Origin of the sequence: Micromonospora sp. NPDC093244 (genome assembly GCF_040683695.1) — a bacterium.
GTDB lineage: Bacteria > Actinomycetota > Actinomycetes > Mycobacteriales > Micromonosporaceae > Micromonospora.
In genome coordinates this window covers 1312523-1335935 of the sequence record NZ_JBFBEO010000001.1, presented here as the reverse complement: position 1 = coordinate 1335935, position 23413 = coordinate 1312523, and the positions used below count along the sequence as shown (strand labels likewise).

17 protein-coding genes are annotated in these 23413 nt (G+C 73.0%); 4 read left to right on the top strand and 13 right to left on the bottom strand.

Features of this window, described 5'->3' with window-relative positions; genetic code table 11:
• Positions 1-24 precede the first annotated feature (24 nt).
• The gene (locus AB0N27_RS05860) at positions 25-705 is read left to right on the top strand and encodes a GntR family transcriptional regulator (protein WP_364363761.1); all 681 of its coding nucleotides are present in this window, start codon (positions 25-27) and stop codon (positions 703-705) included.
• Here the strand turns inward: AB0N27_RS05860 and AB0N27_RS05855 are convergent.
• From AB0N27_RS05855 to AB0N27_RS05815, 9 genes are all read right to left on the bottom strand, one after another.
• On the bottom strand, positions 702-2492 hold the full coding sequence (locus AB0N27_RS05855) for a gamma-glutamyltransferase family protein (protein WP_364363758.1): 1791 nt from the start codon (positions 2490-2492) through the stop codon (positions 702-704). The genes AB0N27_RS05860 and AB0N27_RS05855 overlap by 4 nt on opposite strands.
• Positions 2489-3490, bottom strand: a complete 1002-nt coding sequence (locus AB0N27_RS05850; protein WP_364363755.1) for an oligopeptide/dipeptide ABC transporter ATP-binding protein — start codon at positions 3488-3490, stop codon at positions 2489-2491. Before AB0N27_RS05850 ends, AB0N27_RS05855 begins: the two co-directional genes overlap by 4 nt.
• On the bottom strand, positions 3487-4509 hold the full coding sequence (locus AB0N27_RS05845) for an ABC transporter ATP-binding protein (protein ID WP_364363752.1): 1023 nt from the start codon (positions 4507-4509) through the stop codon (positions 3487-3489). Before AB0N27_RS05845 ends, AB0N27_RS05850 begins: the two co-directional genes overlap by 4 nt.
• The gene (locus AB0N27_RS05840; RefSeq protein ID WP_354829143.1) at positions 4506-5393 is read right to left on the bottom strand and encodes an ABC transporter permease; all 888 of its coding nucleotides are present in this window, start codon (positions 5391-5393) and stop codon (positions 4506-4508) included. Before AB0N27_RS05840 ends, AB0N27_RS05845 begins: the two co-directional genes overlap by 4 nt.
• The gene (locus AB0N27_RS05835) at positions 5390-6346 is read right to left on the bottom strand and encodes an ABC transporter permease (RefSeq protein ID WP_364363748.1); all 957 of its coding nucleotides are present in this window, start codon (positions 6344-6346) and stop codon (positions 5390-5392) included. Before AB0N27_RS05835 ends, AB0N27_RS05840 begins: the two co-directional genes overlap by 4 nt.
• 6 nt (positions 6347-6352) lie before the next feature.
• Positions 6353-8017, bottom strand: coding sequence for an ABC transporter substrate-binding protein (locus tag AB0N27_RS05830; protein WP_364363744.1), 1665 nt, complete (start codon positions 8015-8017; stop codon positions 6353-6355).
• A 92-nt stretch (positions 8018-8109) separates the two neighbouring features.
• A complete protein-coding gene (locus AB0N27_RS05825) occupies positions 8110-9327 on the bottom strand; it encodes an MFS transporter (protein ID WP_364363741.1) in 1218 nt (405 codons plus the stop codon).
• Between the two features lie 189 nt (positions 9328-9516).
• Positions 9517-10029, bottom strand: coding sequence for a hypothetical protein (locus AB0N27_RS05820; protein ID WP_364363738.1), 513 nt, complete (start codon positions 10027-10029; stop codon positions 9517-9519).
• Complete coding sequence (locus tag AB0N27_RS05815) at positions 10026-11906, bottom strand: RyR domain-containing protein (RefSeq protein ID WP_364363735.1); 1881 nt, start codon at positions 11904-11906, stop codon at positions 10026-10028. Before AB0N27_RS05815 ends, AB0N27_RS05820 begins: the two co-directional genes overlap by 4 nt.
• Before the next feature lie 273 nt (positions 11907-12179).
• Between AB0N27_RS05815 and AB0N27_RS05810 the strand changes: the two genes are divergently transcribed.
• Complete coding sequence (locus AB0N27_RS05810; RefSeq protein ID WP_364363732.1) at positions 12180-14312, top strand: AAA family ATPase; 2133 nt, start codon at positions 12180-12182, stop codon at positions 14310-14312.
• On the opposite strand, the gene AB0N27_RS05805 is transcribed toward AB0N27_RS05810, so the two are convergent.
• From AB0N27_RS05805 to fxsA, 4 genes are all read right to left on the bottom strand, one after another.
• Entirely contained in the window at positions 14291-15439 is a 1149-nt protein-coding gene (locus tag AB0N27_RS05805; protein WP_364363729.1) for a hypothetical protein, read from the bottom strand. The genes AB0N27_RS05810 and AB0N27_RS05805 overlap by 22 nt on opposite strands.
• A 101-nt stretch (positions 15440-15540) precedes the next feature.
• Positions 15541-16530 (bottom strand): hypothetical protein, encoded by a 990-nt coding sequence (locus tag AB0N27_RS05800; protein ID WP_364363726.1) that lies wholly within the window; start codon positions 16528-16530, stop codon positions 15541-15543.
• Between the two features lie 12 nt (positions 16531-16542).
• On the bottom strand, positions 16543-20358 hold the full coding sequence (gene fxsT / locus AB0N27_RS05795; protein WP_364363723.1) for an FxSxx-COOH system tetratricopeptide repeat protein: 3816 nt from the start codon (positions 20356-20358) through the stop codon (positions 16543-16545).
• Positions 20359-20418: 60 nt separating this feature from the next.
• On the bottom strand, positions 20419-20598 hold the full coding sequence (fxsA, locus tag AB0N27_RS05790; protein ID WP_364363719.1) for an FxSxx-COOH cyclophane-containing RiPP peptide: 180 nt from the start codon (positions 20596-20598) through the stop codon (positions 20419-20421).
• A 268-nt stretch (positions 20599-20866) separates the two neighbouring features.
• On the opposite strand from fxsA, the gene AB0N27_RS05785 reads away from it, so the two are divergent.
• Together AB0N27_RS05785 and AB0N27_RS05780 are read left to right on the top strand one after the other, a co-directional pair.
• Positions 20867-22075 (top strand): FxsB family cyclophane-forming radical SAM/SPASM peptide maturase, encoded by a 1209-nt coding sequence (locus AB0N27_RS05785; protein ID WP_364363716.1) that lies wholly within the window; start codon positions 20867-20869, stop codon positions 22073-22075.
• Entirely contained in the window at positions 22072-23400 is a 1329-nt protein-coding gene (locus AB0N27_RS05780) for an HEXXH motif domain-containing protein (protein WP_364363713.1), read from the top strand. Before AB0N27_RS05785 ends, AB0N27_RS05780 begins: the two co-directional genes overlap by 4 nt.
• Positions 23401-23413 lie beyond the last annotated feature (13 nt).

Below are 23413 nucleotides of genomic sequence, written 5' to 3'. Positions count from 1 at the left end.
GACGGATCACGGAGAGGCGACCAGGTGGCGGAAGACCTGCGGGACAAGCTCGGCGCTCAGCACCTGCCGCTACGCGACCAGGTCCTCACGGCGCTGCGGACCGCCATCATCGACGGCGACTACCTGCCCGGCGAGCGGCTGACCGAAGACCGGCTGGCGGAGGACTTCGGCGTCTCCCGCAACCCCGTCCGGGAGGCGCTGCGCGTCGCCGAGGCCGAGGGTTTCGTGGTGATCCTCCCCCGCCGGGGCGCGGTCGTCGCCTCGCCGAGCAGCGGCACCATCGGGGACATGTTCGCCGTCCGCGAGCGCCTGGAGGCGCTGGCCGCCCGGCTGGCCGCCGAACGCGCGAGCGCGGCGGACGTCGCGGCCCTGCGCGCGCTGCTCGACCAGGGCCGCGAGGCGACCGAACGGCAGGACCTGCCCCGGGTCGCCGAACTGAACAGCGCCCTGCACCTGCGCATCCTCCAGATCAGCGGAAACCCCTGGCTGTCGTCGATCGCCAAGTCGCTGTACCTCCACGTCCAGTGGGTCTTCCGGCTGGGGGCCGAGCAACGCGCGCCGCACTCGTGGGCCGAGCACATCCAACTTGTCGACGCCATCGAGTCAGGCGACGGTGACCGCGCCGAACGGGCCGCGCTGGCCCACCTCGACGCGGCCTCCGCGGCGGCGTACGAGAACGCCGAGGGCGGATACGGCGCCCGCTAGCGACCGCACGCGTACCCCTGCATACCGCGCGGGTTCGCCCCGGCGGCGAGCACGCCGGTGCCCGGATCCCTGGTGACCGCGCAGAGCCGGCCGAGACTCCACGCGTCGGAGATCCGCACGTCGTGCCCGTACGACAGCAGTGCCTCCCGCACGTCGTCGTCGAGGCGTTCCTCCACCACCAGTACGCCGGGCTGCATGTCGCGCGGATAGAACGACCCAGGCAGGCTGACCGTGTGCCAGGCGGGCGCGTCGATCGCCTCCTGGAGGGACTGCCCCGCGACGAGGTGACGCAGCAGGAACGGCAGCTGCCACTGGTCCTGCTGGTCGCCACCGGGCGTGCCGCACGCCAGGATCGGCTCACCGTCGCGGTGCACCATCGTCGGGCTCAGCGTCGTACGCGGCCGACGGCCGGGCGCCAGCGACGACGCCAGACCCTCCTGGAGCCAGAACATCTGCAGGCGGCTGCCGAGCGGGAACCCGAGCTCCGGGATGGTGGGCGAACTCTGCAACCAGCCGCCACTCGGGGTCGCCGAGATCATGTTGCCCCACCTGTCGACCACGTCCACGTGGCAGGTGTCGCCCCGGGTCACCCCGTCGGACTGCACAGTCGGCTCACCGGTCGTCGCGTCCGCCGGGTCGGCACGACGCCCGGCGCCCGGCCGTACGTGAGCCGCGAGGCGCGGCCGCGCCCCGTCGGGACGCCCCGGACGCAGCTCCGCCGAGGCACGGTCACCGATCAGGGCGGCCCGCTCCCGCGCGTACTCCCGTGAGAGCAGCGCCTTGGCGGGCACGTCGGCGCTGTCGCCGTACCAGGCCTCCCGGTCGGCGAAGGCGAGCTTGAGCGCCTCGACCTGGGCGTGGATGCCGGCCGCGGTGGCCGGGTCGTACGCGCCCGGATCGTCGAGCGCGTCGAGGACCGACAGCGTCTCCAGCAGCACCGGCCCCTGCCCCCAGAAGCCTGTCTTCGCCACCGAGTAGCCGTGCCAGTCCAGGGTGGCCGGCTCCTCCCACGTCGCCGAGTACGCGGCCAGGTCGTCGCCGGTGACCAGGCCGGCGTGCGGGCGTCCACTGGAGTCCTGGAACGGCAGCCGGCTGAACCTGTCGATGGCGTCGGCGACGAAGCCCGTGCTCCAGGCACCACGGGCCGCCTCGATCTGCGCCTCCCGGTCGGGACCGGCGGCCCGTCCCGCCTCGACGAGGCGGCGCAGGGTGTCGGCGTACGCCGGGTTGGTGACCATCTCCCCGGCGGCCGGTGGCCGGCCGTCGCGCAGCCAGAGCTGGGCGGACGTGGGCCAGTGCTCCTGGAACAGCGAGCGCACCGCCGCCACGGTGTCGCCGACCCTGCCCACAAGGGGGTGGCCGGCGGCGGCGTAGCCGATGGCCGGCTCCAGCACCTCGGCGAGGGACAGCGTGCCGTGCTCGCGCAGCAGCAGGAGCCAGGCGTCCACGGCGCCGGGTACGGCAGCCGCGAGCGGCCCGGCGCCCGGGATCAGGTCCATGCCGAGGGACCGGAAGTGCGCGATGGTGGCACCCGCCGGCGCCGGGCCCTGCCCGCACAGCACCTTCGGGGTCGGGTCCTGCGCGGTCGCCACGATGGCCGGCACCTCGCCGCCCGGCCCGTTGAGGTGGGGCTCGACGACGTGCAGGACGAACCCGGCGGTCACCGCCGCGTCGAAGGCGTTGCCCCCGCGTTCCAGGATGCCCATGGCCGACTGGCTGGCCAGCCAGTGCGTCGAGGACACCATGCCGAACGTGCCCTGCAACGTCGGTCTGGTGGTGAACGTCATGACAACACCTCACTCGGATCTGCGGTGCGGACGTCGGGGCCGGTGCCGTCCGGCTGGACCAGGTGGCAGGCTGCCATGCCGTCGCCGATCGGCACCTGCGGCGGCACCTCTGTCGCGCACCTGTCGAACGCGAGCGGGCACCGGGTCCGGAAGCGGCAACCGGACGGCGGGTCCAGCGCGGACGGCAGGTCGTCGCCGAGCAGCACCGGCTGGCGCTGGCGCTGGCGTACCGGGTCGGCCACCGGCGCGGCCGCCAGCAGCGCCTGCGTGTAGGGGTGGGCGGGTCGGGCGAAGATCCGCTCGCGGGAGCCCTTCTCGACGAGCTGGCCCAGGTACATGACGGCGATGTCGTCGGCCAGGTACTCGACGGCGGACAGGTCGTGGGTGATGAACAGGCAGGCGAAACCGATGTCGCGTTGCAGGTCGGCGAGGAGGTTGAGCACCGAGGCCTGCACCGACACGTCGAGCGCGCTCGTGGGTTCGTCGGCGATGAGCAGCATCGGCTCGGAGATCAGTGCCCGCGCGATGCTGACCCGCTGGCGCTGCCCGCCGGACAGCTCGTGCGGGTAACGCCGCGCCACCTCGGCGCGCAGGCCCACCCGTTCGAGCTGCGGAGCGACGCGGGCCTCCCGCTCGCGCCGCGGAACGCGCCGGCCGGCCAGCCGCAGCGGCTCGGCCACGATCTCACCCACCAGCATGCGCGGGTCCAGGGAGGCGGCCGGGTCCTGGAAGACGATCGACACCGCGTCGCGGTGCGGGCGCAGCTGCCGGCGGGACAGGTGGGTGACGTCCGTGCCGGCGATCCGGACCACGCCCGCCGTCGGTTCGACGAGGCGTACGACGCACCTGCCGACTGTCGACTTGCCCGAGCCGCTCTCTCCCACCAGGGCCGTGACCCGGCCGGCGGCGATGGTGAGGGACACCCCGTCCACGGCGCGGACCGGGCCGAAGTGCATCACCAGGTCCTCGATCTCCAGGGCGTTCGGTCGGGATGTCATCGGTTCGCCTCCCGGGGTTGCGGCGGGCACGGGTGCCAGCACGCCGCGAGGTGGTCGATCCCGTCCCCCGCCACCTCCAGCGGCGGCGCGGACTCGCGGCACCGCGCGTCGGCCGCCGGGCAGCGGTCGGCGAACGTGCAGGCGTCCGGCTGGGTCGACAGGACGGGCACCAGACCGGGGATCTCCGCCAGCCGCGCGGTGCTGGCGTGTCGCCCCGGCTTCGGCGACGCCGACAGGAGTCCGGCCGTGTAGTGGTGGTACGGGCGCGCGAACAGCTCGGTGACCGGCGCCCGTTCCACCACGCGGCCGGCGTACATGACCACGACGCGGTCGGCGATGTCGGCGATCACCCCGAGGTCGTGCGTGATGATGAGGATGCTCGTGCCGAGCCGGTCCCGCAGGTCCCGCAGGACCTGGAGGATGCCGGCCTGGACGGTGACGTCGAGCGCGGTGGTCGGTTCGTCGGCCACCAGCACCTTCGGGCCACAGGCGACAGCCATCGCGATCATCACGCGTTGGCGCATGCCGCCGGACAGTTGGTGGGGGTACGCGTCGACGCGGTGCGCCGCGGAGGGGATGCCGACGAGGGTCAGCAGCTCCACGCCGCGGGCGTGGGCGGCCCGCCGCGACATCCGCTCGTGGACCTGGAGCACCTCGGCGATCTGCCGCCCGACGGTGAGCACCGGGTTCAGCGACGTCATCGGCTCCTGGAAGATGTACGCGATCTCCCGGCCGCGTACCCGACGGAGTGCGGATTCGCGGGCTCCTACCAGCTCGGTGCCGTTGAGGCGTGCCGAGCCGGTGACCCGGGCGCTGCCCGGGAGCAGACCGGCGATGCTCATGCCTGTGACGCTCTTGCCGCAGCCCGACTCGCCCACCATCCCGACGATCTCCCCGGCCGCCAGGTCCAGGGTGACCCCGTCGACAGCCGAGACGGTGCCGGTCTCGGTCGGGAAGGAGACCGACAGGTCGCGCATCTCCAGGACCTTCGTGGCGGTGCTCGCGGGGGCCGTGGTCATCGCCTGTCTCCCTTGGGGTCGAGGGCGTCGCGCAGGGCGTCACCGAAGACGTTGAACGCCAGCGCCAACCCCATGATCACGACGCCGGGCAGGACGGCGGCCCAGGGCGCGCGGGCGGCGAACTGCTGGGCGGTGGCGAGCATGGTGCCGAGGCTGGGGGCCGGGGGTTGGATGCCGAGGCCGAGGAAGGAGAGCACGGCCTCGCCGAGGATCGCCGCCGGGATCGCGACAGTGGCCTGCACGAGGATCACCGACGTCGCGTTGGGCAGGATGTGCCGGGCGAGCACCCACAGGTCACTGGCGCCGTCCACGACGGCCGCCGCGACGAAGTCCAGCGACTTGAGGCGCAGCGTGTCCGACCGCACCACCCGGATCACGCCGGGGATCTGGGCGATGCCGATGGCCACCGCGGCGTTGCCGAGGCTGGCGCCCCGGATCGCCGCGAGGCCCACCGCCATGATCAGGAACGGAAACGCGAGAAGCAGGTCGGTGAAGCGCGAGATCACCGCGTCCCAGGCCCGGAAGTAGCCGGCGGCCAGCCCGAGGGGTACGCCTATGACAAGCGAGGTGGCCACGGCCAGCAGCCCCACCTGCAACGACGCCCGAGCGCCGAGCATGATCCGGGACAGGACGTCGCGCCCCAGGTCGTCGGTGCCGAGCAGGTGACCGGATGTCCCGGGGGGCGCGAAGGTGCGGGCGAAGTCGGTCTGGTCGACGGAGTAGGGGGCGAGCCACGGCGACAGCAGCGCGACGGCGGCCGCGAGTGCGAGGACGACGAAGCTCACGACGGCGAGCGGATTGCGGCGCAACCGGCGCAGGACGCGGGTCCGGCGGGTGATGCTCACCGCGTCGGTCTCGGCCATCGGTACGGTGAGGACGGTCATGCCGGATCTCCCGTCACCCGGATGCGGGGGTCGATGACCGAGTAGAGCAGGTCCACGAAGAAGTTGATCACGATGTAGGCCGTCGCGGTGAGCAGCACGACCGCCTGGATCACCGGATAGTCGCGCTGGAACACGGCGTCGATCGTCATCTTGCCGAAGCCCGGCAGTCCGAAGATCTGCTCGGTGACGACCGCGCCGGAGATCAGCCCTCCGAGTTGGAGGCCCACGACGGTCACCACCACGATGAGGCTGTTGCGCAGCGCGTGCCTGGTGACGACGGCGCGGGGGCGTAGGCCCTTCGCCTTCGCCGTGCGGACGTAGTCCGAGGAGAGCGAGTCGAGCATCGCCGACCGGGTCTGCCGCATGATGATGGCGGCCAGGCCGGTGCCGAGGATCACCGCCGGCAGGACGATGTGGTGCAGGTTGTCGACCGGGTCCTCCAGCAGCGGCACGAACCCGGACGCGGGGAACAGGCCGGTCGCCACCGACAGGTAGAGGATCGCGAGCAGCCCGAGCCAGAAGTGCGGCACCGACAGTCCGATCAGGGCGAGCGCGTTGGCGAACCACTCCGCCGGACGGCCACGGCGGACCGCCGCGAGCACCCCGGCGCCGACGCCGAGCAGCGAGGCGATGGCGATCGCCAGGACGGACAGCTCGACTGTCACCGGCAGGGCGGTCGTCAGCATCGACGAGACGGGCGTGCCGGTCCGGATCGACACACCGAAGTCGCCCTGCGCCACGCGTTCCACGTACTGGGCGAACTGGACCGGCAGCGGCTGGTCCAGGCCGTAGTGCCGGCGGATGGCCTCGAGGGCCTCCGGCGACCGGTCCTCCCCCGCCAGGGCGAGGGCCGGGTCACCGGGGAGCGCCCGTACGCCGACGAACACCACGATCGTCGACATCAGCAGGGTCAGGGCCGACTGCCAGGCGCGGGTGAGCAGGTATCGGGCCACGGCGACCTACTTGGTGTAGCCGGCGAACGCGGCCCGGATCACGCCGTCCGGGAAGACCTGCAGACCCTGGATCTGCTTGGCGACGGCGGTCAGGTTGCGCTGCCGGTACAGGTAGATGAGCGCGTCGTCCTGCTGGAGCAGCGTGACCGCCTGCCCGTACAGCTTCTTGCGCTCCTCGACGTCGCCGGCCTGCCGGGCCTGGGTCAGCAGCGTGTCGAGCTGGGGGTTGCTGTAGCCGGAGACGTTCTGGCTCGCGCCGGTGCCGACGAAGTTGGTGATGTTGGCGTCCGGGTCGATCCGTCCGCTCCACCCGAGTTGCAGCAGCTCGAAGTTGCCCCGGTCCTGTTCGTCGAGGAGCGACGAGTACTCCACCGGGTTGATCTTCAGGTCGAACCCGCCCTCCTTGACCATCGCCTGGAGTGCCTGGGCGAGGCGCAGCGTGTCAGGTGTGTTCGACGCGAGCATCGTCACCGGGTACGGCGTCTGCACGCCCGCCTCGGTGAGCAGTTGCTTGGCCTTGGCAGGGTCGTGCGCCGGGCAGGTCTGGGCCTCGGGGGACGAGAAGGGGCTGGCGGGCGAGATGGGCGAGCAGGCGGCGGTGTGCACGCCGTTGAAGACGGCGTCGACGAGGGCCTTGCGGTCGATGGCGTGCTCGAAGGCCTGGCGGACCTTGGCGTTCTGCGCGAGCGGCCGGTTGATCGGCTTGGGTGCGGTGCCGACCCCGTCGACGTTGCCGACGTTGATGGTGAGGCCCTGGTAGCCGAGGGACTGCGACTGCAGGACGGAGACCGAGGAGTCCTGCCGCAGCGACGCCACGTCCTGGGTGGAGACGCTGTCGGCGACCTGGGCGTCGCCGGAGCGCAGGTTGGCGGCCCGGATGCTGGCGTCGCTGAGGATCCGCCAGGAGATCGCGTCAAGGTGGACCTTGTCGGCCTCGTAGTAGTTCGGGTCCTTCACCACGTCGATCGAGTTCTGCGGGACCCGTTTGGCGAACTTGAAGGGGCCGACGCAGACCGGCGCCGACGCGAAGTCGTCGCCCAGGCTCTGCAACGCCCTGCTGCTCATGATCATGCCGGCGCGGTCGGCGAGGGCGCCGACCAGCGGCGCGAACGGCTGCTTCAGCCGCAGGACGACGGTCTGCGCGTCGGGGGTGTCGACGCCGTCGATGGGGCCGAGTTCGCTGCGGCGCGCCGACCGGGCGTTGGTCAGGTGCCGTTGCAGGGTGGCCTTGACCGCGGCGGAGTCGAACGGGGTCCCGTCCGCGAAACGCACGCCCTGGCGCAGCGGGATGGTGACCGTCCGCCCGTCGCCGCTCGTCGTGGGCAGCGCGGTCGCGAGCTGGGGTACGACCTGCGCCTGCTCGTTGACGTCGTAGAGCTTCTGGCACATGGCCTGGAAGACGTACCGGGAGTAGAGGCTGCGCGAGAGTGTCGGGTCCAGCGCGTCGGGCTCCGCGGAGAGGGCGATGACCAGCTTTCCGCCCTGCTTGACGGCGGCGGGGTCGGCCGGCGTACCGAAGGAGTCCTGGCCTGCCGACCGGCTGTCGCCGGACCCGGTGCCGCCCCCGTCGTCCGACACCGGTGAGCAGGCGACGACGGTGCAGGCGACGGCGACGACCGCCACCGCGGCCCGGAGTAGACGGCTCGTTTCGCTGACGGAGAGGTTCGTCATGGAGAGCTCCTCAAGTGGGCGATTCGGGGAGCGTATGTTGTATACGATGACCGCCGCAAGACCTCCGCGCCCCAGACGAACCCGACCCGCGATCAGCCCCGGGACCGGGTCCGGCCGCCGCGCAGCAGGCTGAACAGGACACCCAGCGCGAGCACCGCCACCACCCCGCTGAAGATCTCACCGGCGGGACGCAGCCCGGTCGCCTGGATCAGCAGCCCCACCCCTACCGCTGGCACGCCGAGCGTGGCGAAGAGGATGGCGAAGAAGGTCGACACCACCTCGGCCTGGTGCTGCGGCGCGGTCCTCATCGTGATCGTCGCGACGCCGTCGCCGACGGCCACCCCGGCGGCGATCCCGATGAGCGCCGCGCTGACCATCAGCGTCGCCAGCACCGCCCTCCACATGCTGAACCCGAGCAGACCGGCCCCCACGACCAGACCGGCGCAGGCGTACGCCAGCGCGGCGCGCGACGACAGGACGCGGGTCAGGAGCTGACCGAAGGCCGCGCCGATGAACGCCAGGAAGACCACGAGCGCGGCAAGCGTGTGGGACGTCCTGTGCAGAACCATGCCGAGGAACAACCCGGTCACCGACGTGAGCACTCCGAGCGCGGCGAAGCCCGCACCGCCGGTGATCGCCGAACGGACGAAGTCACCGCGGATGTTCGCCGGTACGGACAGCCGCTGCACCCGGATCGCCACAGGGGAACGCTCCCGCACCGTCTCCGGCACCCCGCGCAGCGCGACGATCGCGACCACCGCCAGGATCAGCACGATGGCCCAGGGCAGCCGCAGCGGCTCGGGTGCCACGTCCGACACGACCCCGGCCAGCAGCGTGCCGGCGGCGAGACCTCCCAAATTCGCGAAGATCGAGACGGTGGCGGCACGCTTGGGGTGCCGGGGGTCGATGAGCTCGGCCAGGGCGGCGGTCGCCGCTCCGATGACAAGCGCGGCCGAGAGGCCGGCGAGCACCCGACCCACGATGATCATCGCGAGGTCGACGGCGAACAGGAAGACGGCGTCGGCGGCGACGGAGAGGATCAGCGCGGCCAGGATGACCGGGCGACGGCCGATCTGGTCCGAGAGCCGGCCGAACACCAGCAGTCCGACGACCACCCCCAGCGCGTAGAGGGCGTAGACCACTGTCACCGTCAACGACGAGAAGCCGAACTGCCTCTCGTAGAGCGGGTAGAGCGGGGTCGGCACAGTCGTCCCGACGAGGGTGATCCAGAAGGCGAACGCGACGCGTACCGCGCCGGACGTGGAACGCGACCGAGCCCGGACGCCGTCGGCGTCGCTGGCCTTGGACATGGTCAGTCCCTCCGGGTCCGGACCCGTGCTGCGGGCCGCCGCGCCTCCTGTCCCCCGTGCAGCATGGGTCGTGACCACCGGCCCAGGTGCGGTAACTGCCGCAAACGCCCCTCATCAGGTGGCGTCACCTGCCGGGTGAGACCCGGCCGCGCCGGCCGGGAGAGGCCGCGTCCTCAGCCCGCCGCGTCCTCAGCCCGCCGAGTCGGTCCGGCGCGCACCCGGCGGCCACAGGACCGTCGTCGGGATGTCGCGCTGCCGCGCCCAGCCCACGGTACGGTCGGTCGCCGCCTCGTGGCAGCCGCGCTCCCCGTCCCAGACGGCCACCAGACGCTGCACCCGGCGCAGCAGCTCCCGGTTCGCGGCCACGTACGCGGCCGTGCCGGAGTGCCGGAATCCGGTGTGGACGACCTCGACCGCGCCGCCGAGCAGTTCGTCGAAGGCGGCCCGGCCCGCCACCGGGATCGCCCGCTCTCGGTAGTCCGGCGCCGGCAGGACCACCTCGTACACGCCGCCGGTGGCACGCACCGCCCGCGCGAAGACCTGGTCGGCGCCCGCGGCCAGACAGGTCACACCCCGCACCGGCCGCTCGCTGATCCGGCGCAGCTCGGTACGCAGCGCGTCGTACACGAGCCGTTCGGTGGCGGGGGTCAGGTTGATGTGCCCGGTGATCCCCACCCGGACCGGCCGAGGGTCCAGCGTCATCCGCCGATCATCTCCCCCGACGCGCCGCCCGACGTACGCGGGGACTCACCGGCTGCGCCGCTCTGCCGGGGCGGCGCGGGCGGGCCGGGGGCGGGGTCGGCGCCCTCGGCGGTCAGCCGGATCATCTCGAAGCCGGCGTCGGACAGCACCTCCGGCAGCGCCCGGATCTCGTTGCGGTTCATCTCCTGGACGTCCGGCGGCAGCTCGTCCCAGGGCCGCAGCGTGGGATGCCGGCGGCGGACGTCGTCGCGCGGCTCGCCGTACACCCAGCCCTCCCCCCGCCGTTCCCGGCACCACCGCTCGTGTTCCATCCGGGCCAGTTCGTCGATCCGGTCGTCGATCGCCCGGCTGGCGCCCGGATCCGCCGTACCGCCTGTGGTGCCGTGCCGGGGCGCCACCACACAACCGAGGCTCAGCAGCTTCCCGGCGATGTCCTGCACGTGGGCGCGGTTGGCCCGGCGCAGCGACTCGGGGAGGCGGGCCCAGTCCACCATGGCGGGCGCCGAACCCCGGCGCACGCCGGCCTCGGCCTGCGACTGGAGGTACTTGTCGTGGATCTGCCGGGCCAGCCGTTCGGTGAGGTCCTCGGCGATCAGCTGGGCGTCGCAGGCCCGGGTCAGCACCGGGTAGAGCTGGAGCCGGCCGTGCACCTCGTCGAGCAGGTCGTGCCGCCGGTCGCCGTGGAACGCGGCGGCGAGCGCCGCCTGCCGGTACACGGGTACGAAGACGGTGCTCTCCGCCCGTTGCCACAGCGCCGGGGTGTCCAGCGCCAACTGGAGGCCGTTGCGTTCGTCCACCGCGCACACGTAGAGCCGGTCGTAGCCACCGCGCAGCATCCCCGACCCGACCAGACCGTCGAGGTCCAGGTCGTACGCCCGGACCTGGCAGGCGGCCGGCAGGAACGGGTGCCGGGCGGTGGCCAGCTCGAGTTCGACCGTCGCGTCCGGCGCCACCAGGTCGACGCGCAGTGGCGGCACCTGCCGACCGGGCGGCGCCTCGGCCTGGCGCAGCTGCCAGTGCCGGGCGCTGGCCACCAGCGCGGCGCGGCGGAAGCTGCCCCGGCCGGCGATGAGGATCCGGACCGGTCGACCCGTCGGGGTCGGAAGGGGGTGGTGCCGGTGCAGGGCCCGGGCGGCGACGTCGTCGACGTGGAAGTAGTCCAGCCGCAGCCGGCTCGAACCAGCCGCACCCAACCGGCGGGCCTGCAACGACAGGCACATCTCCGGGTCGTGGACCTGCACGTAGACCCGGGCCGGTTGCCGCCGGTCCTGGATCAACCGACTCGCCGCGTTGGCGATGGCGTGGTTGCGGTCGTCGTCGTCCGTGCAGGCGTAGACCGTGTGGGCGTGCGGCAGACCGGCGCCGCGCAGCACCTCGGGGCTCGTCGGGTCGCCGGTGACCCCCAGGTAGCGGCGCCGCCGGTACTCCAGCGGCCCGAACGGCTCGGCGCGTACGACGACCACCCGCTCGCCCTCGCTGAAGAGCCGGTCGGCGAGCATGTGGGCGAACTGGGAGTCGCCGCAGACCACCGCGTGCCCGCGAGCCCGCCGGGCGCGCAACCGGCGGATCTCGGCGGCCAGCAGCAACCGACTGGCCTCCACCACCGCGAGCAGGGTGAACAGCGGGGCCGCGAACCGGGCGACCTGCAACTGCCACGGGTAGGGGCCGGGATCCTGCAACGGCTCCGCGCCGAGCACGAAGAGCTGGATGTCGTAGTAGACGACGTCGTACAGGTCGTAGCCGCTGCCCGGCTCGGCCCGCAGCATCCGGTCGAAGCCCACGTAGCCGAGCACCAGCGCGAGCAGGCCGATCACCGCGAAGACCATCCGCAGCGCCCTCCCGGCGGGGCGGTACGCGCCGGGGACCGGACCCGTCATCGACCAACTCCCTCGTCCGCGCGACGCCGCGATCCACGGGACCGGGCCACCTCGTATCGTATTCGACGCAGTCGATCCGACCGGACCATCGGCACCCCGGCTGATCGGCTCTTTTCCCAGGTGAACGACACAGTCGGTGGATGCGTACCGGTCCCCCTGGCTCGCCACCGAGGGTTACGATTGCCAGACGGGCCGGAGGGGGCGCAGGAACGGGTCGGCCTCGGGTCCCCCGACACCTGGCGCCCAGGCCGGAGCTACCGGAGGATCACGGAGATGGACGCAGTCGAAGGTCCACCGGCGGCAGGCCCGGTCAATCCCTTCTCCCCGACGGCCGTGGCCCGTGTGACGGAGCAGGGCACCGGCGGGAGCACGGTGGTCACCACCGCCGTCCGCGACGCCACCGACCAACTCGACGACTACCTCCGCACCGGTGACGGCGCCGTGGTCGCCCTCGTCGGTGACTACGGCACCGGCAAGACCCATCTCGCGGTCGAGCTGCTGGCCCACGCCCGACGGGTCACCGGAGCGGCCGGGCAGGCCATCTACCTGGACGCGCCGGGCGACACGTTCCTGTCACTGCACCGCCGGTTCCTGACCCGACTGTCCCGGGACGCGGTCCGTGAGCTGGTGACCGGCTACCTGCCCGGCTCCTCGGCCGATCAGCTCGTCCAGCGGCTTCGCGCGGACCTGGCGGAGGTCACCACCGACCCGGCGTTCGGCACCGCGTTGGCGATGCTGCTCGACCCGGGCACCGAGGCCGCAGCATGGGACTGGCTGTCGGGTCATCCGCCGGGCCCGGCGCTTGTCGCCGCCGGCGTCACTCCCAGTACGGACGTGGAGGCCACTGCCGTCGAGGCGATGGGCGTGCTGGCCCTGCTGCACGGTCGACGGCACGACCGCTTCGTGCTGGTCCTCGACGAGCTCGACAAGATCCTCACCGCGGGTGGCCGCCCCGGCCCGGAGACGATGGCCCGCCTGCAACGGCTGCTCGGCGTGTTCACCTCCGCCGGTGCCCTGCTGGTGATCGCCGGGCTGCCCGACATGCTGCACCTGCTCAGCACCGAGGTACGCCAGCGGATCGGGCCGATCGTCCGGATGTCCGCGCTCACCGGCGAGGACGTGCGCACGTTCATCAGGCAGACCCAGCTCCGGGCGTTCGGCCAGGCCCGGCTCGCGCCGTTCACCGTGGAGACCACCGAATACCTGGCCAACCTCGCCGACGGGGTGCCCCGGCGGGTGATCCGGCTCTGCTACCACCTGTTCCAGCGCGCCGCCCAGGCCGGCACACCCGTCACCCACGTCATGGTCCGCGAGGTCGTGCGGGTCCAGTTCGATTTGGCCAACCGGCAGGACGTCGCCGCCGACGTACGGCGGGTGCTCACCCAGGACGGCTGGTCGTACCAGCGGGACCATCTGCTCGGGTCGATGCGTGACCTGCCTGTCGACTTCTGGATACCAGTGGAGGAACGCAACGCGGGCTGCTGCGTGCTGCTCAGCGAGTCGATCCTCAAGGCGGAGGAGGTCGACGACCTGCACCGACGGGTCGTCGCGATCCGGGCGGCCGTCCCGGACAGCGAGGTGATCCTCGTCGTCGTCGGCCACCTGCCGACGGAGTTCGCCGCGGAACTCGCAGGCACGTTCAGCGTCGAGCCCATCGTGCACGACCCGCAGTCCTTCGCCGAGGACCTGTCGGGCAGTGTCAAGGCCCTGATGCGCCGGCTGGAGCAGGCGATCGGCGCGGACGCGCTGACCTCGGTACGCCAGCGCGTCGAACGGATCCACCGCCAGCAGAGCAACACCCAGCGCTCCATCGAGCACCTGTCGTACCAGCTCGACGAGATCCGGGGCGAGCTGCGTCCGGCCGGTCTGCTCGGGGTCGTACCGCAGCACCAGCCGGAGGCGGGGGCGACGCCGCCGCTGCCGGGGCGTGTCGCGCGGGTGTTCGTCGAGGCCATCGACGCCCTGGACCAGCTCACCGGTTTCGAGCGCCGCCTGCGGGACGCGTTCGCCCCGCACCGCGTGGCGACCGTCGGCGGCGCGGACGGCGGCCAGGCCCTACGGTCGCTGTTGCGCTCGCGGGACGTGCAGCGGGCGGTGGGCACGTCGGTGGTCCTGCGCCGCCTCATCGAGGCGTTCCGCGAGGGCGTGGAGCAGTGGTACGCCGGCCACCGCGCCGATCCCCAACCGACGGACCCGGAGCGGTTGGATCTGCTCTGCGAGACGTACGACGGGATAGCCGAGTACCTGCCGCTGTTCCAGTTGGACACGCTGAGCGGGTTGGCCGCCGCCGGTGGCGGTGGCGAGGACGGCGTGGATCCGGTCGACCACTCGCGTACCTGGTCGCAGGCGCGGTCGGTCTTCGACGGGCTGGGCGGCCGGGTCCGTCAGCTGCTGCTCGCCGGCTGAGCGCCGAGCGGCGTCGGGTCGGCGTCCGGTCGGTGCGCGGTGTCGCCGGGGCCGCCGGGTCGACGCCTGTCGAGCACCGCCGTGGCCAGGGCGTGGATGACGTTGATGACCACGATGGCCGTCGCCACGATCCCCACCGTGCCGGGGAAGTCCCGTTCCAGGACGAGGGCGAGGATCACCGCGGTGATGCCGTTCTGCTGCCCCCAGGCGAGATACCGTCGGTCGGTCGCGGGCAGGCCACGGGTGATCGGCACCGACACCACCAGTTGCGCCGCCACCGCCGCCAGCCCGAGCACCACACCGGGCAGGATGTCGACGCCGTTCACCAGCAGCAGGCCCAGCAGGAACGTAGCGACCAGGTACGCCGCCTGGGTGGACCGGCCGACGACGGGGCCGAGCCGGGGGCGGAAGAAGAGCCCGGCGATCGCCAGGCCGAGCATGAGGAACTGCCACGCGGCGACCAGGACCATGGCGATCAGCAGCGCCACCGCCAGCCAGTTGAGCGCCGTACGGAGCCGGGGGCGGTGCGCGTCCTCGCGTAGGCCGGCGGCACGCAGCAGTCGCCACACCAGCCAGGCCCCCACGGCGAGGCCCACGTTGGCGAGCAAATCGAGCAGCAGGTCCAGGGGGCGGTCGCTGATGGCGCCGGCGAGCGCGCCCCCGTCGCCGCCGCCGAGGTCCAGGGCGAACGCGGAGACGTAGACGGTGAGCAGCACCGTGATGGGATCGTCGAAGGACGCCCAGATGGACAGGATGGACCGGGCCCGCGCGGAGGTGCGGTCGGGGCGGCTCATGGCGGCCACGGCGAGCGGGTCGATCTGGGCGACTGCCACGCCGAGGACCAGGAACGCGGGGTCGCGGAAGGCCAGCACCATCACACCGGCGATGAGTGCGGCCTTGGCGACCACACCGACGGTGACGGCCAGCAGCACGGTGCCCAGGTGGGCGCGTACCTCGGCGAGACTGATGTCGCGGGTGCTGCCGACCAGGCCCACCGCCAGCAGGACCGAGGCGAGGAGCAGGTACGCGGGGGCGCGTTCGAGCCCGTCCACGTCGCCGGCCCAGGCCACGACCAGGCCGGCCAGGGCGGCGGCGGCCACGGCCGCTGATCTCGCCACTACGGTCACGGCCACCCAACCGACGCGTCGAACCCCCCGTTGATCCGAGGTGAGGATATCGACGCGGGCCGACCACCTCAATCTCGAACCGCGTGAATCCTCGCGACAATTCAGGCCGTGAACAGTCGCGCCACCGCCGCCACGTCCTCGTCGGCGCGGGCGACCGAATCCTGGTCGAGGGTCACACCGACCAGGTAGTCGTCCGGGGAGAGGTGGTAGTAGTAGACGGCGCCCATCTCCACGTCGAGCACCAGCCGGGTCACGTTCCCGACCACGGCCCGGCGCAGGTCCCGACCCACCTGCAGGGCCAGCAGCGACAGGTCACCGGCGAGACGCTGGTAGCGGTCCCGCCGATCGGCCACCGTGACGCCCCTGTTGAAGAACGGGTCCAGGTCGGGGTGGTCGAGGATGTCGACGGCCCACTCCTGATCACCCATCCGGTGGTGGCTCAGGTAGTGCAGGCCCTGCGGTCGCAACGCGGTGAGCGTCCCGTCCGGCGACGGCGCCCCGATGTGGTGGGGGCGGAACTCGTCCGGCACGGTGGCCGGTGGTGGCGCCTCCTCGTCGCCGTCCCAGCCGCCCGGGTTCTGCGACCGCTGCCGCAGCAGCCTGCGCAGGTCGCCGGCGAGATGCGCGGCGGCCCGGTCGACGACACTGACCCGGCTCGGGTCGGCCACCGGCCCGGTGTCCGCCTCGGGGACGGCGGCGAATCCCACGATGTGCTCGTTGCCGACCACCGAGTTGCAGAAGACCAGACCCGTACGGGTCTGCACGACAGTCCGGATCAGCGCTCCCGTCTGCAACTCCCCCAGCCGGCGGTGCAGCTCGCTGACCCGGTAGACGAGTTGCGCACCCACCCGGCGGTACACCTCGCGGCGTTGCGACGCGTCCTCCTCGTCCGGAACCGGAACCGGAACCGACGGGTGGTCGAGCAGGTCCAGTGCGAAGTCGAGGACCCCGCTCGTGTAGTGGGCGACGTGGTAGACGCCGCAGCCGCTGAGCAGCAGCCCCCGGCAGAGGTCCCGCTTCTTCAGAAAGCCCGGGACGTCCTGCTCGGCCGTCTCCTCGACCAGGGCGTCGTGCAGCTCCGGATCCGTCACCTGATCTCTCCCTCAGCCCTGCGGCACATCGATGTCGGAGTCGGTCAGTGCGCCGGCACCGGGGGCGCCTTCGCGGAGCGCGCGGATCGCCGCGAGGTTGGCGGCGGCGTCCCGGGTGACCGGGTGGGCGCGGCCGAGGTAACCCAGGGCGGTCCCGTGCGCCTCCTCCTGCGTCGTCAACGCGGCGTCCAGGTCGCCGCGTGCGGCCAGGTGGCCGGCCTGGGCTGTCGTCGCCGCCAGCGTCCACGGGTGCGCGTCGCCGAGCTTCGCCCGCAGGGGGCGCAGACCGCTCTCGCCGGACGAGACGGCCTGGTCGAACTCCCCCAGGCCCCGCTGGAACAGGCCGAGGTTGACCGAACAGACCGCGGTGAAGGGGTGCTCCGACGCCAGTTTCCGCAGGTAGCCGCGCAGACAACGCGTGGCGTGCTTCACGGCGATCCCGGCGTCGCCGGCCCGGTAGTAGTCGGCCGCGAGGCTGAGCAGGCTGCCGCGGGTGAGCGGGTGGTCCTCGCCGAGGTTCTGGACATAGCCGCGGTACGTCTCCGCGCTGCGCTTCTTCGCCGAGATGGCCAGGCCGAGGCGGCGCTCGGTGACGGCGAGGCTGCGGTTGACCCGCAACTCGTCGAGCAGGCTGCCGGTGGGCAGCTCGTGGATCCGCGCCAGCGCCTCGCGCAGGGTGGCAAGCGACCTGTCGTACTCGCCGACCTCCCGCTCGCACGTGCCGACCTGGCACGACGCCCGCCAGGTCCGTGGGTCCTCCGGGCCGAAGAGCAGCATCCGGCGATCGCGTTCCTGACGGGCCAGCCGCAGGGCCTCCCGGGCGTCACCGGTGAGCAGGAACGAGATGCCGAGGTTGTTCACCGCCATCCGGGTGTTCGGGTGGTCGTCGCCGACCAGGGAGCGAAAACCCTCGAAGGTGGCCTGGTCCTCGACCAGGGCGTCTTCGAAACGGCCGAGGCCGCGCAGGTCGCCGCCGCGACCTCGGCCGGCGACCAGGGTACGGAAGTGGCGCAGGCCGTAGCGGCGGCGCTGCTCGCTCAGGACCAGCTCGTCGAGCCGCAACGCCTCCTGGTATTCGCCGAGCGCCCGGTTCAGGTTCGCGGTCTGGACAAACAGCCGCATGGTCAACTGGTCGAGGTCCTCGCCGCCGCCCCACCGCTTGCAGGTCGCCGAGGCCAACCGCAGCGCCGAGCGCCAGGCGTCGCTGTCGTTGGTCAGGTAGAGGTGACGGATCTGCTTGACGACCCAGTGCCGGACCTGCCGGTCGTCGGACTCCAGCGCGCCGCAGGGGACGAGGTGCTGCTGCAACTCGTCGAAGACGCCTGCGTAGCGGCTGTCGTCCGCCTCCGGGTCCGTCGGTGCGTAGCCGGCGAGGCCCCGCAGGACCTGCCGGTGCCGCTCGCCCCGCTTCGGCTCCGGCATGGCACCCCGCAGCAGCACCTGGATGGCGCGGTGCATGCGCAGCGCCGACGCGTGCCCCCAGTCCACGTCGTAGAGCGCGAAGCGGGTGCCCACGGTGAGGACGAGGTCCACCTCGCCGGCGTCGAGCAGCAACTCGTCCGCGTCCCTGCCGGCGGCGGCGGCGAGCTGGGTCAGCATCGAGGTGGACCGCAGCAGCGGAAGCCCGATGCCCTCCGGGGAGAGGAAGGCGCTCAGCTCGGCGAACCGGATGGCCAGCTCCCCGAAGGGGGTGGCCCGCAACGCGGCCAGCGTGATCCGCAGGACCCGGGCCACGCTCGAGGTGTGCGACCCGGGGATGCTCTCCCCCAGCTCCTCCTCGGACTGCCGTTCCAGCGCGGCCAGCAGCTCGCGGACACTCTGGCTCACCGCCTCCAGGCTGGGCACCCCGCCGCGCTCCAACGCCAGGGTGCGCTGCCGCATCCAGGCCGTCGCGAGGCGCAGGGCCAGCGGCAGGTGCTCCAGCGCCACGGCGATCGAGCGGGCGTCCTCGGTGCTGATACCGAGGACCCGGCGCAGCATGGCCACGCTCTCGTCGCCGGTCAGGGCGGCGACCTCCAGCGGGGAGGGCAGCCCGGAGGAGCCGTCGTCCCGCGACGTGATCAGGACGTGCCCCACGCCGTCGCGCGGCAGAAAGCCTCTCAACACGTCCGCGTCGTCGGCGTTGTCGTAGATCAGCAGCCAGCGCGGGAAAGCGCCGTCGGGCGCGGCGAGCGCCTTCAACGCCGCCTCGGCCGCCCCGGTGCTGTCCACCGCCTTGATCTCGTCGGCGAGCGCGCCGAGGCCGTTCTGCACGGTTTCCCGGTCCTGCGCCGGGATCCACCAGACCACGTCGTAGTCGTACGCGAACCGGTGGGCGAACTCGCGGGCCAGTTCGCTCTTGCCGACCCCCGCGCCGCCGGTGAGGGTCACCGGGCCGTCCTCGCTGGTCAGGTGATCGCGCAGCTTTTCCAGATAGTCGTCGCGGCCCACGAACGAGGAGTTTCGGGGAGGAACGTTCACGCGCACCCGCCGGCCGCGGTCCCCCGGGAAGCGCGGCACGTTGCGCCGGTCGCCGACGGGTGGCGCGGGGGCGATCAGACCCAGTTGGCTCAGCAGCAACGACTGCGCCCGGACGCCGTCGGCGCCGCGCAGGTCGACGACCTGTTCGGGGGCGAACGGCTCCCGCCACGACTCCCCCGCCACCAGGACACCGAGCATCTCCGCCGAGGCGTCGGCGGTGTCCGGACGCAGCCGGGACAGGCCCGTCTCGGCGAGATCCGGCGACAGAACCGCCAGCACCGTGGTGTCCGGGTCCACATCGGGCTGCTCGCCGGGGCGTACCGGCCGCAGGTGGGAGCGGATGCCGGTGCGGCGCAACTGCCCGGCGATCCAGTCCGCCCACGGTCGGTCGACCGGGTCGTACGCCACGACCGTGTCGCCGAGGTTCTCCGCCTGCTCCAACTGGACCGCGTGCCGGTAGCGCCGGCGGATCCGCGCCGGCACCGGAGCCGCCCTGGTGACCTCACCCCCGGTGATCCACCCCGCGATCCGCTCGTACGCGCTCAGCGGGCTGTTCGGGTCGTCCGGGTCGTCGGCGAGCACGGACAGCACGTCTTCGAACGTGTCGTAGTTGTGCGCCGGCACCTCCAGGATCCCCGTCGGCGCGGCCCCGCCGGCCGGCTCCTCCAGCAGCCAGGCGAAGGCCTGCCGGACGTAGTCCCGGGACCCTCCGTGCCCGGGGTCGGGAACCTCGTGCAGGGTCGGTGCGGCGAGCACCCGGATTCCGCCGGTGGCCTGCTGCTGCAACTCCTTGGCCAGGCTCGCCGCCTGCTGGACGAACACCCGACGAGGTGGCATGCAGACCACCGCGACGTCGCTGAGCACGGCGGTATGGGTGATCCCCGGCGCGCTCAGGTCCACCGGGGCGTCGATGAGGACGTAGTCGTAGTCGGCCTGCTGGAGCAGGTGTCGGATCCCGATGGCGTCCCCGGTGAGCGGCCCTCCGGTGGTGGCGTCGAGACCGACCATGCTGAAGGTGGCGGTCGAGCCGGACACCGCGTACCGGTAGAGGGTGCCCTGCTCGGGCGGCACAGGCGTGATCACCGTCGACTGGGGCGCCGGCCGGGCGTCAGATGCGGGGGTGAGCACCGCGGCGAGGTCGTCGCCGAGCGTCCGGGCCGCCGGGACGGCGTCCACCTGGACCGGCCGCAGGAAGTCGTACACCCTCGGGGTCTTCGGGCACCAGTCGACGGCGAGCACCTTCTTGCCGCTGCCGGCGAGGATCCAGGCCACGTTCGCGACCGCGCTGCTGCGGCCGGTGTCGTCGGCGGGTGACACGAACGAGACGATCGTGGCGGCCCCCGCCAGCCCATCCTTGTTGATCTTCATCGGTCTCCCCCGGCCCGGGCGGTGGTGCGGGTCGCCGGTGTCACCGCGGCGCCCGTGGGGTCAGTCGTTGCCATCGAGGGCACTCTCGAAGGCTGCGTACTGGTCACCGGCGGCGGCGCGGCGGTCGAGTCGCCCCAGCGCGGCGACGAGGACGCCGTTCGGGATGGCGTCCAGCTCGGCAAGATCCAGCTCGGTCAGGTCGATCAACTCCGAGTGGAGGTCGTCCTCTCCGGTGTCCATCCCCGACCACCGCCTGTCTCCGTGTCGCACCGCACCGGTCGGCCCCACCGCCGGGCCAGACATTGACCGGTCGCCAGATCCGCTGAGTGTGCTCATGATAACCGTGCGCCGCCGCCCCGGCGGACATCCGGACGGCGGCCGGACCAGCTAGGACGGCTCCACCCCGACGCCGGCCGGTCAGCGGGGGCACCCGGAACGTCACACGTCGATGTATGCTCCACTTTGGTAGGTGGCCCGACCGGTGACCGACAGGACGGCGGAGCGTCTGATGCCCGGACCCGTTGGCGACCACCGGCCCACACTCGGCACGGTGGCCCGCCCCGCGCCGCCGGGCCCCCCGGTTCCCTTCCGGCAGTTCGTGGTGAAGCTGCACAGCCGCTGCGACCTGGCCTGCGACCACTGCTACGTCTACACGATGGCCGACCAGCGCTGGCGTTCCCGACCCCGGACGATGTCCGCGACGACGCTCGCGCGCACCGGTGAACGCATCGGCGAGCACGCCCGCCGGCACCAGCTACGCCAGGTCAGCGTCGTCCTGCACGGCGGTGAGCCGCTGCTGGCCGGGGTGGCCGGTGTCGAACGGGCCGTCGAGCTGCTGCGGCGCGGCGCCGCCCCGGTGCCCGTGCGGATGACCGTGCAGACCAACGGCGTCCGCCTCGACGACGCGTTCCTGCGCCTGTTCGACAGGCTCGACGTGGGGGTCAGCGTCAGCCTCGACGGGGACCGCACGGCACACGACAGGCACCGGCGAGGCCCGGACGGCCGGGGCAGCCACGACCGGGTCGAGGCCGCGCTGCTGCGGCTGACCGGGTCGTACCCCCGGTTGTTCAACGGTCTGCTCTGCACCGTCGACCTGCGCAACGATCCGGTCGCCACGTACCGCAGTCTGCTGGCCCACCGGCCGCCGGTGGTGGACTTCCTGCTGCCGCACGGCACCTGGTCGACGCCACCCGCCGGTCGCAGCGCCGACGCCCGGCAGGCCCCGTACGCGGACTGGCTGAGCGCGGTCTTCGACGAGTGGTATTCCGACGGTGGGCAGTCGACAGGCGTCCGGCTGTTCGACGAGATCATCCAACTGCTGCTCGGCGGCTCCTCCCGCCTGTCCGGTGTGGGCATCAGCCCGGTCGCGGTGGCGGTGGTGGAGACCGACGGGGCCATCGAGATGGACGACACGCTCGGCGCCGCCCACGCCGGCGCCGGACGCACCGGCCTGCACGTCGACCGGGACGACTTCGACGCCGCCCTGGAGCAACCAGGTGTCCGGGCCCAGCAGGCCGGAGTGCCCGGGCTCTGCGCGCAGTGCCAGGCGTGCGACCTGCACCGGGTCTGCGGCGGCGGCCTCTACACCCACAGGTGGCGCGCCGGCAGCGGCTTCGACAACCCGTCGGTGTACTGCCCCGACCTGTACCGGCTCATCGGCCACATCCGCCGGACGCTGCGCCGGGACGTGGCGGCGCTGCGGGCGGTGTCCCGGTGACACCGGCCGGGCACCGGCTGCCCGGGGCCGTCCTGGACGCCCTCGCCGCGGGCGGGGGCGGGCCGGGCGCCGTCGACCTGCTGCGCTCCGCCCAGCACAGCAAGAACCTGCTCCTGATCCGGGCGCTCGTCGTCCTCACCCACCGCGTGGACCATCCGGACCGGGCGGCTGTCGAGGCCGCGTACCGGCTGGTCGGTGGCCTGGAGCGGGGCCAGCGTGAGGCGGCGTGGGGCCATCCGCCGGTCGCCTCCTGGGCCTTCGGCACCGCGTCGCTGCTGAGCCGGGGCGAACGCGCCGCGGCGTACCCCGGTCTGCTCGCGGCGGTCGCCGCCGCCGCGGCGGTGCGGGCCCGCGCGGACGCCGACCTGGACGTGCCGCTCGACCCGGCCACGCCGGGCCGGCTGGACCTGCCCGGCCTCGGCACCCTGCGGGTCGACCCCACGGCGACCCGCGCCCACGTGCGCTGCGTCGGCGGGCGCGCGGAGGTGCGCTGCGCCGGGGAGCGGATCGAGATCGGGTACGACCACACGCCCGACCACCGCTGGCGGCCCTACCCGGAGCTGCGGGCCGCCCACGGCGGGCTCACGCTGCGGCTGCTGCTGGACACCGGCACATGGCTGCACGTGCCGGTGGCGCTCGGGGTGGGCGCCCATCCGATCGCCGGTTCCGTCCGCGACCTCGGCCGCTGGCAGCACCGGCTGCGCGGGGCGTGGCGCCTGCTCGTCGACGAGCACCGGGCGGTCGCCGAGGAGGTGTCGGTGGCGCTGCGGACGCTCGTGCCGCTCAACCCACCCCGGGCCGGGGTACGCAGCGGCACGTTCCACCACGGCTTCGGCGCGGTGGCGCTGTCCCTGCCACCGGACGCCCGCACGGCGGCGGTCGCCCTCGCCCACGAGATCCAACACCTGAAGCTGGCCGCGCTTACCGACCTGTTCCCGCTCGTGCAGCCCGGCCCCGACGAGTCGTTCTACGCGCCGTGGCGGCCCGACCCCCGCCCGCTGGAAGGCCTCCTGCACGGCGCGTACGCCCACCTGGGGGTGGCCGGCTTCTGGCGCCGGCAACGGCTCGCCGAACGCGACCGGGCGGCCCGCCAGCACGCCGAGGTCGAGTTCGTCAGGTGGACCCGGGCCGTCGGAGAGACAGTGCGGGTGCTGGCCGCGCAGCCCCGCCTGACCCCCGTCGGCAGGCGTCTCATCGACGGCATGGCACCTGTCATCGACAGGTGGGCGCGGGAACCCGTGGAGCCCGACGCGGCGGCCGACGCCGCGCGCCTGCTCGCCGCGCACCGCGGCGCCTGGGAGCGGGCCGCAGCGCGACCGGCCTGACAGCGAGGTTTGC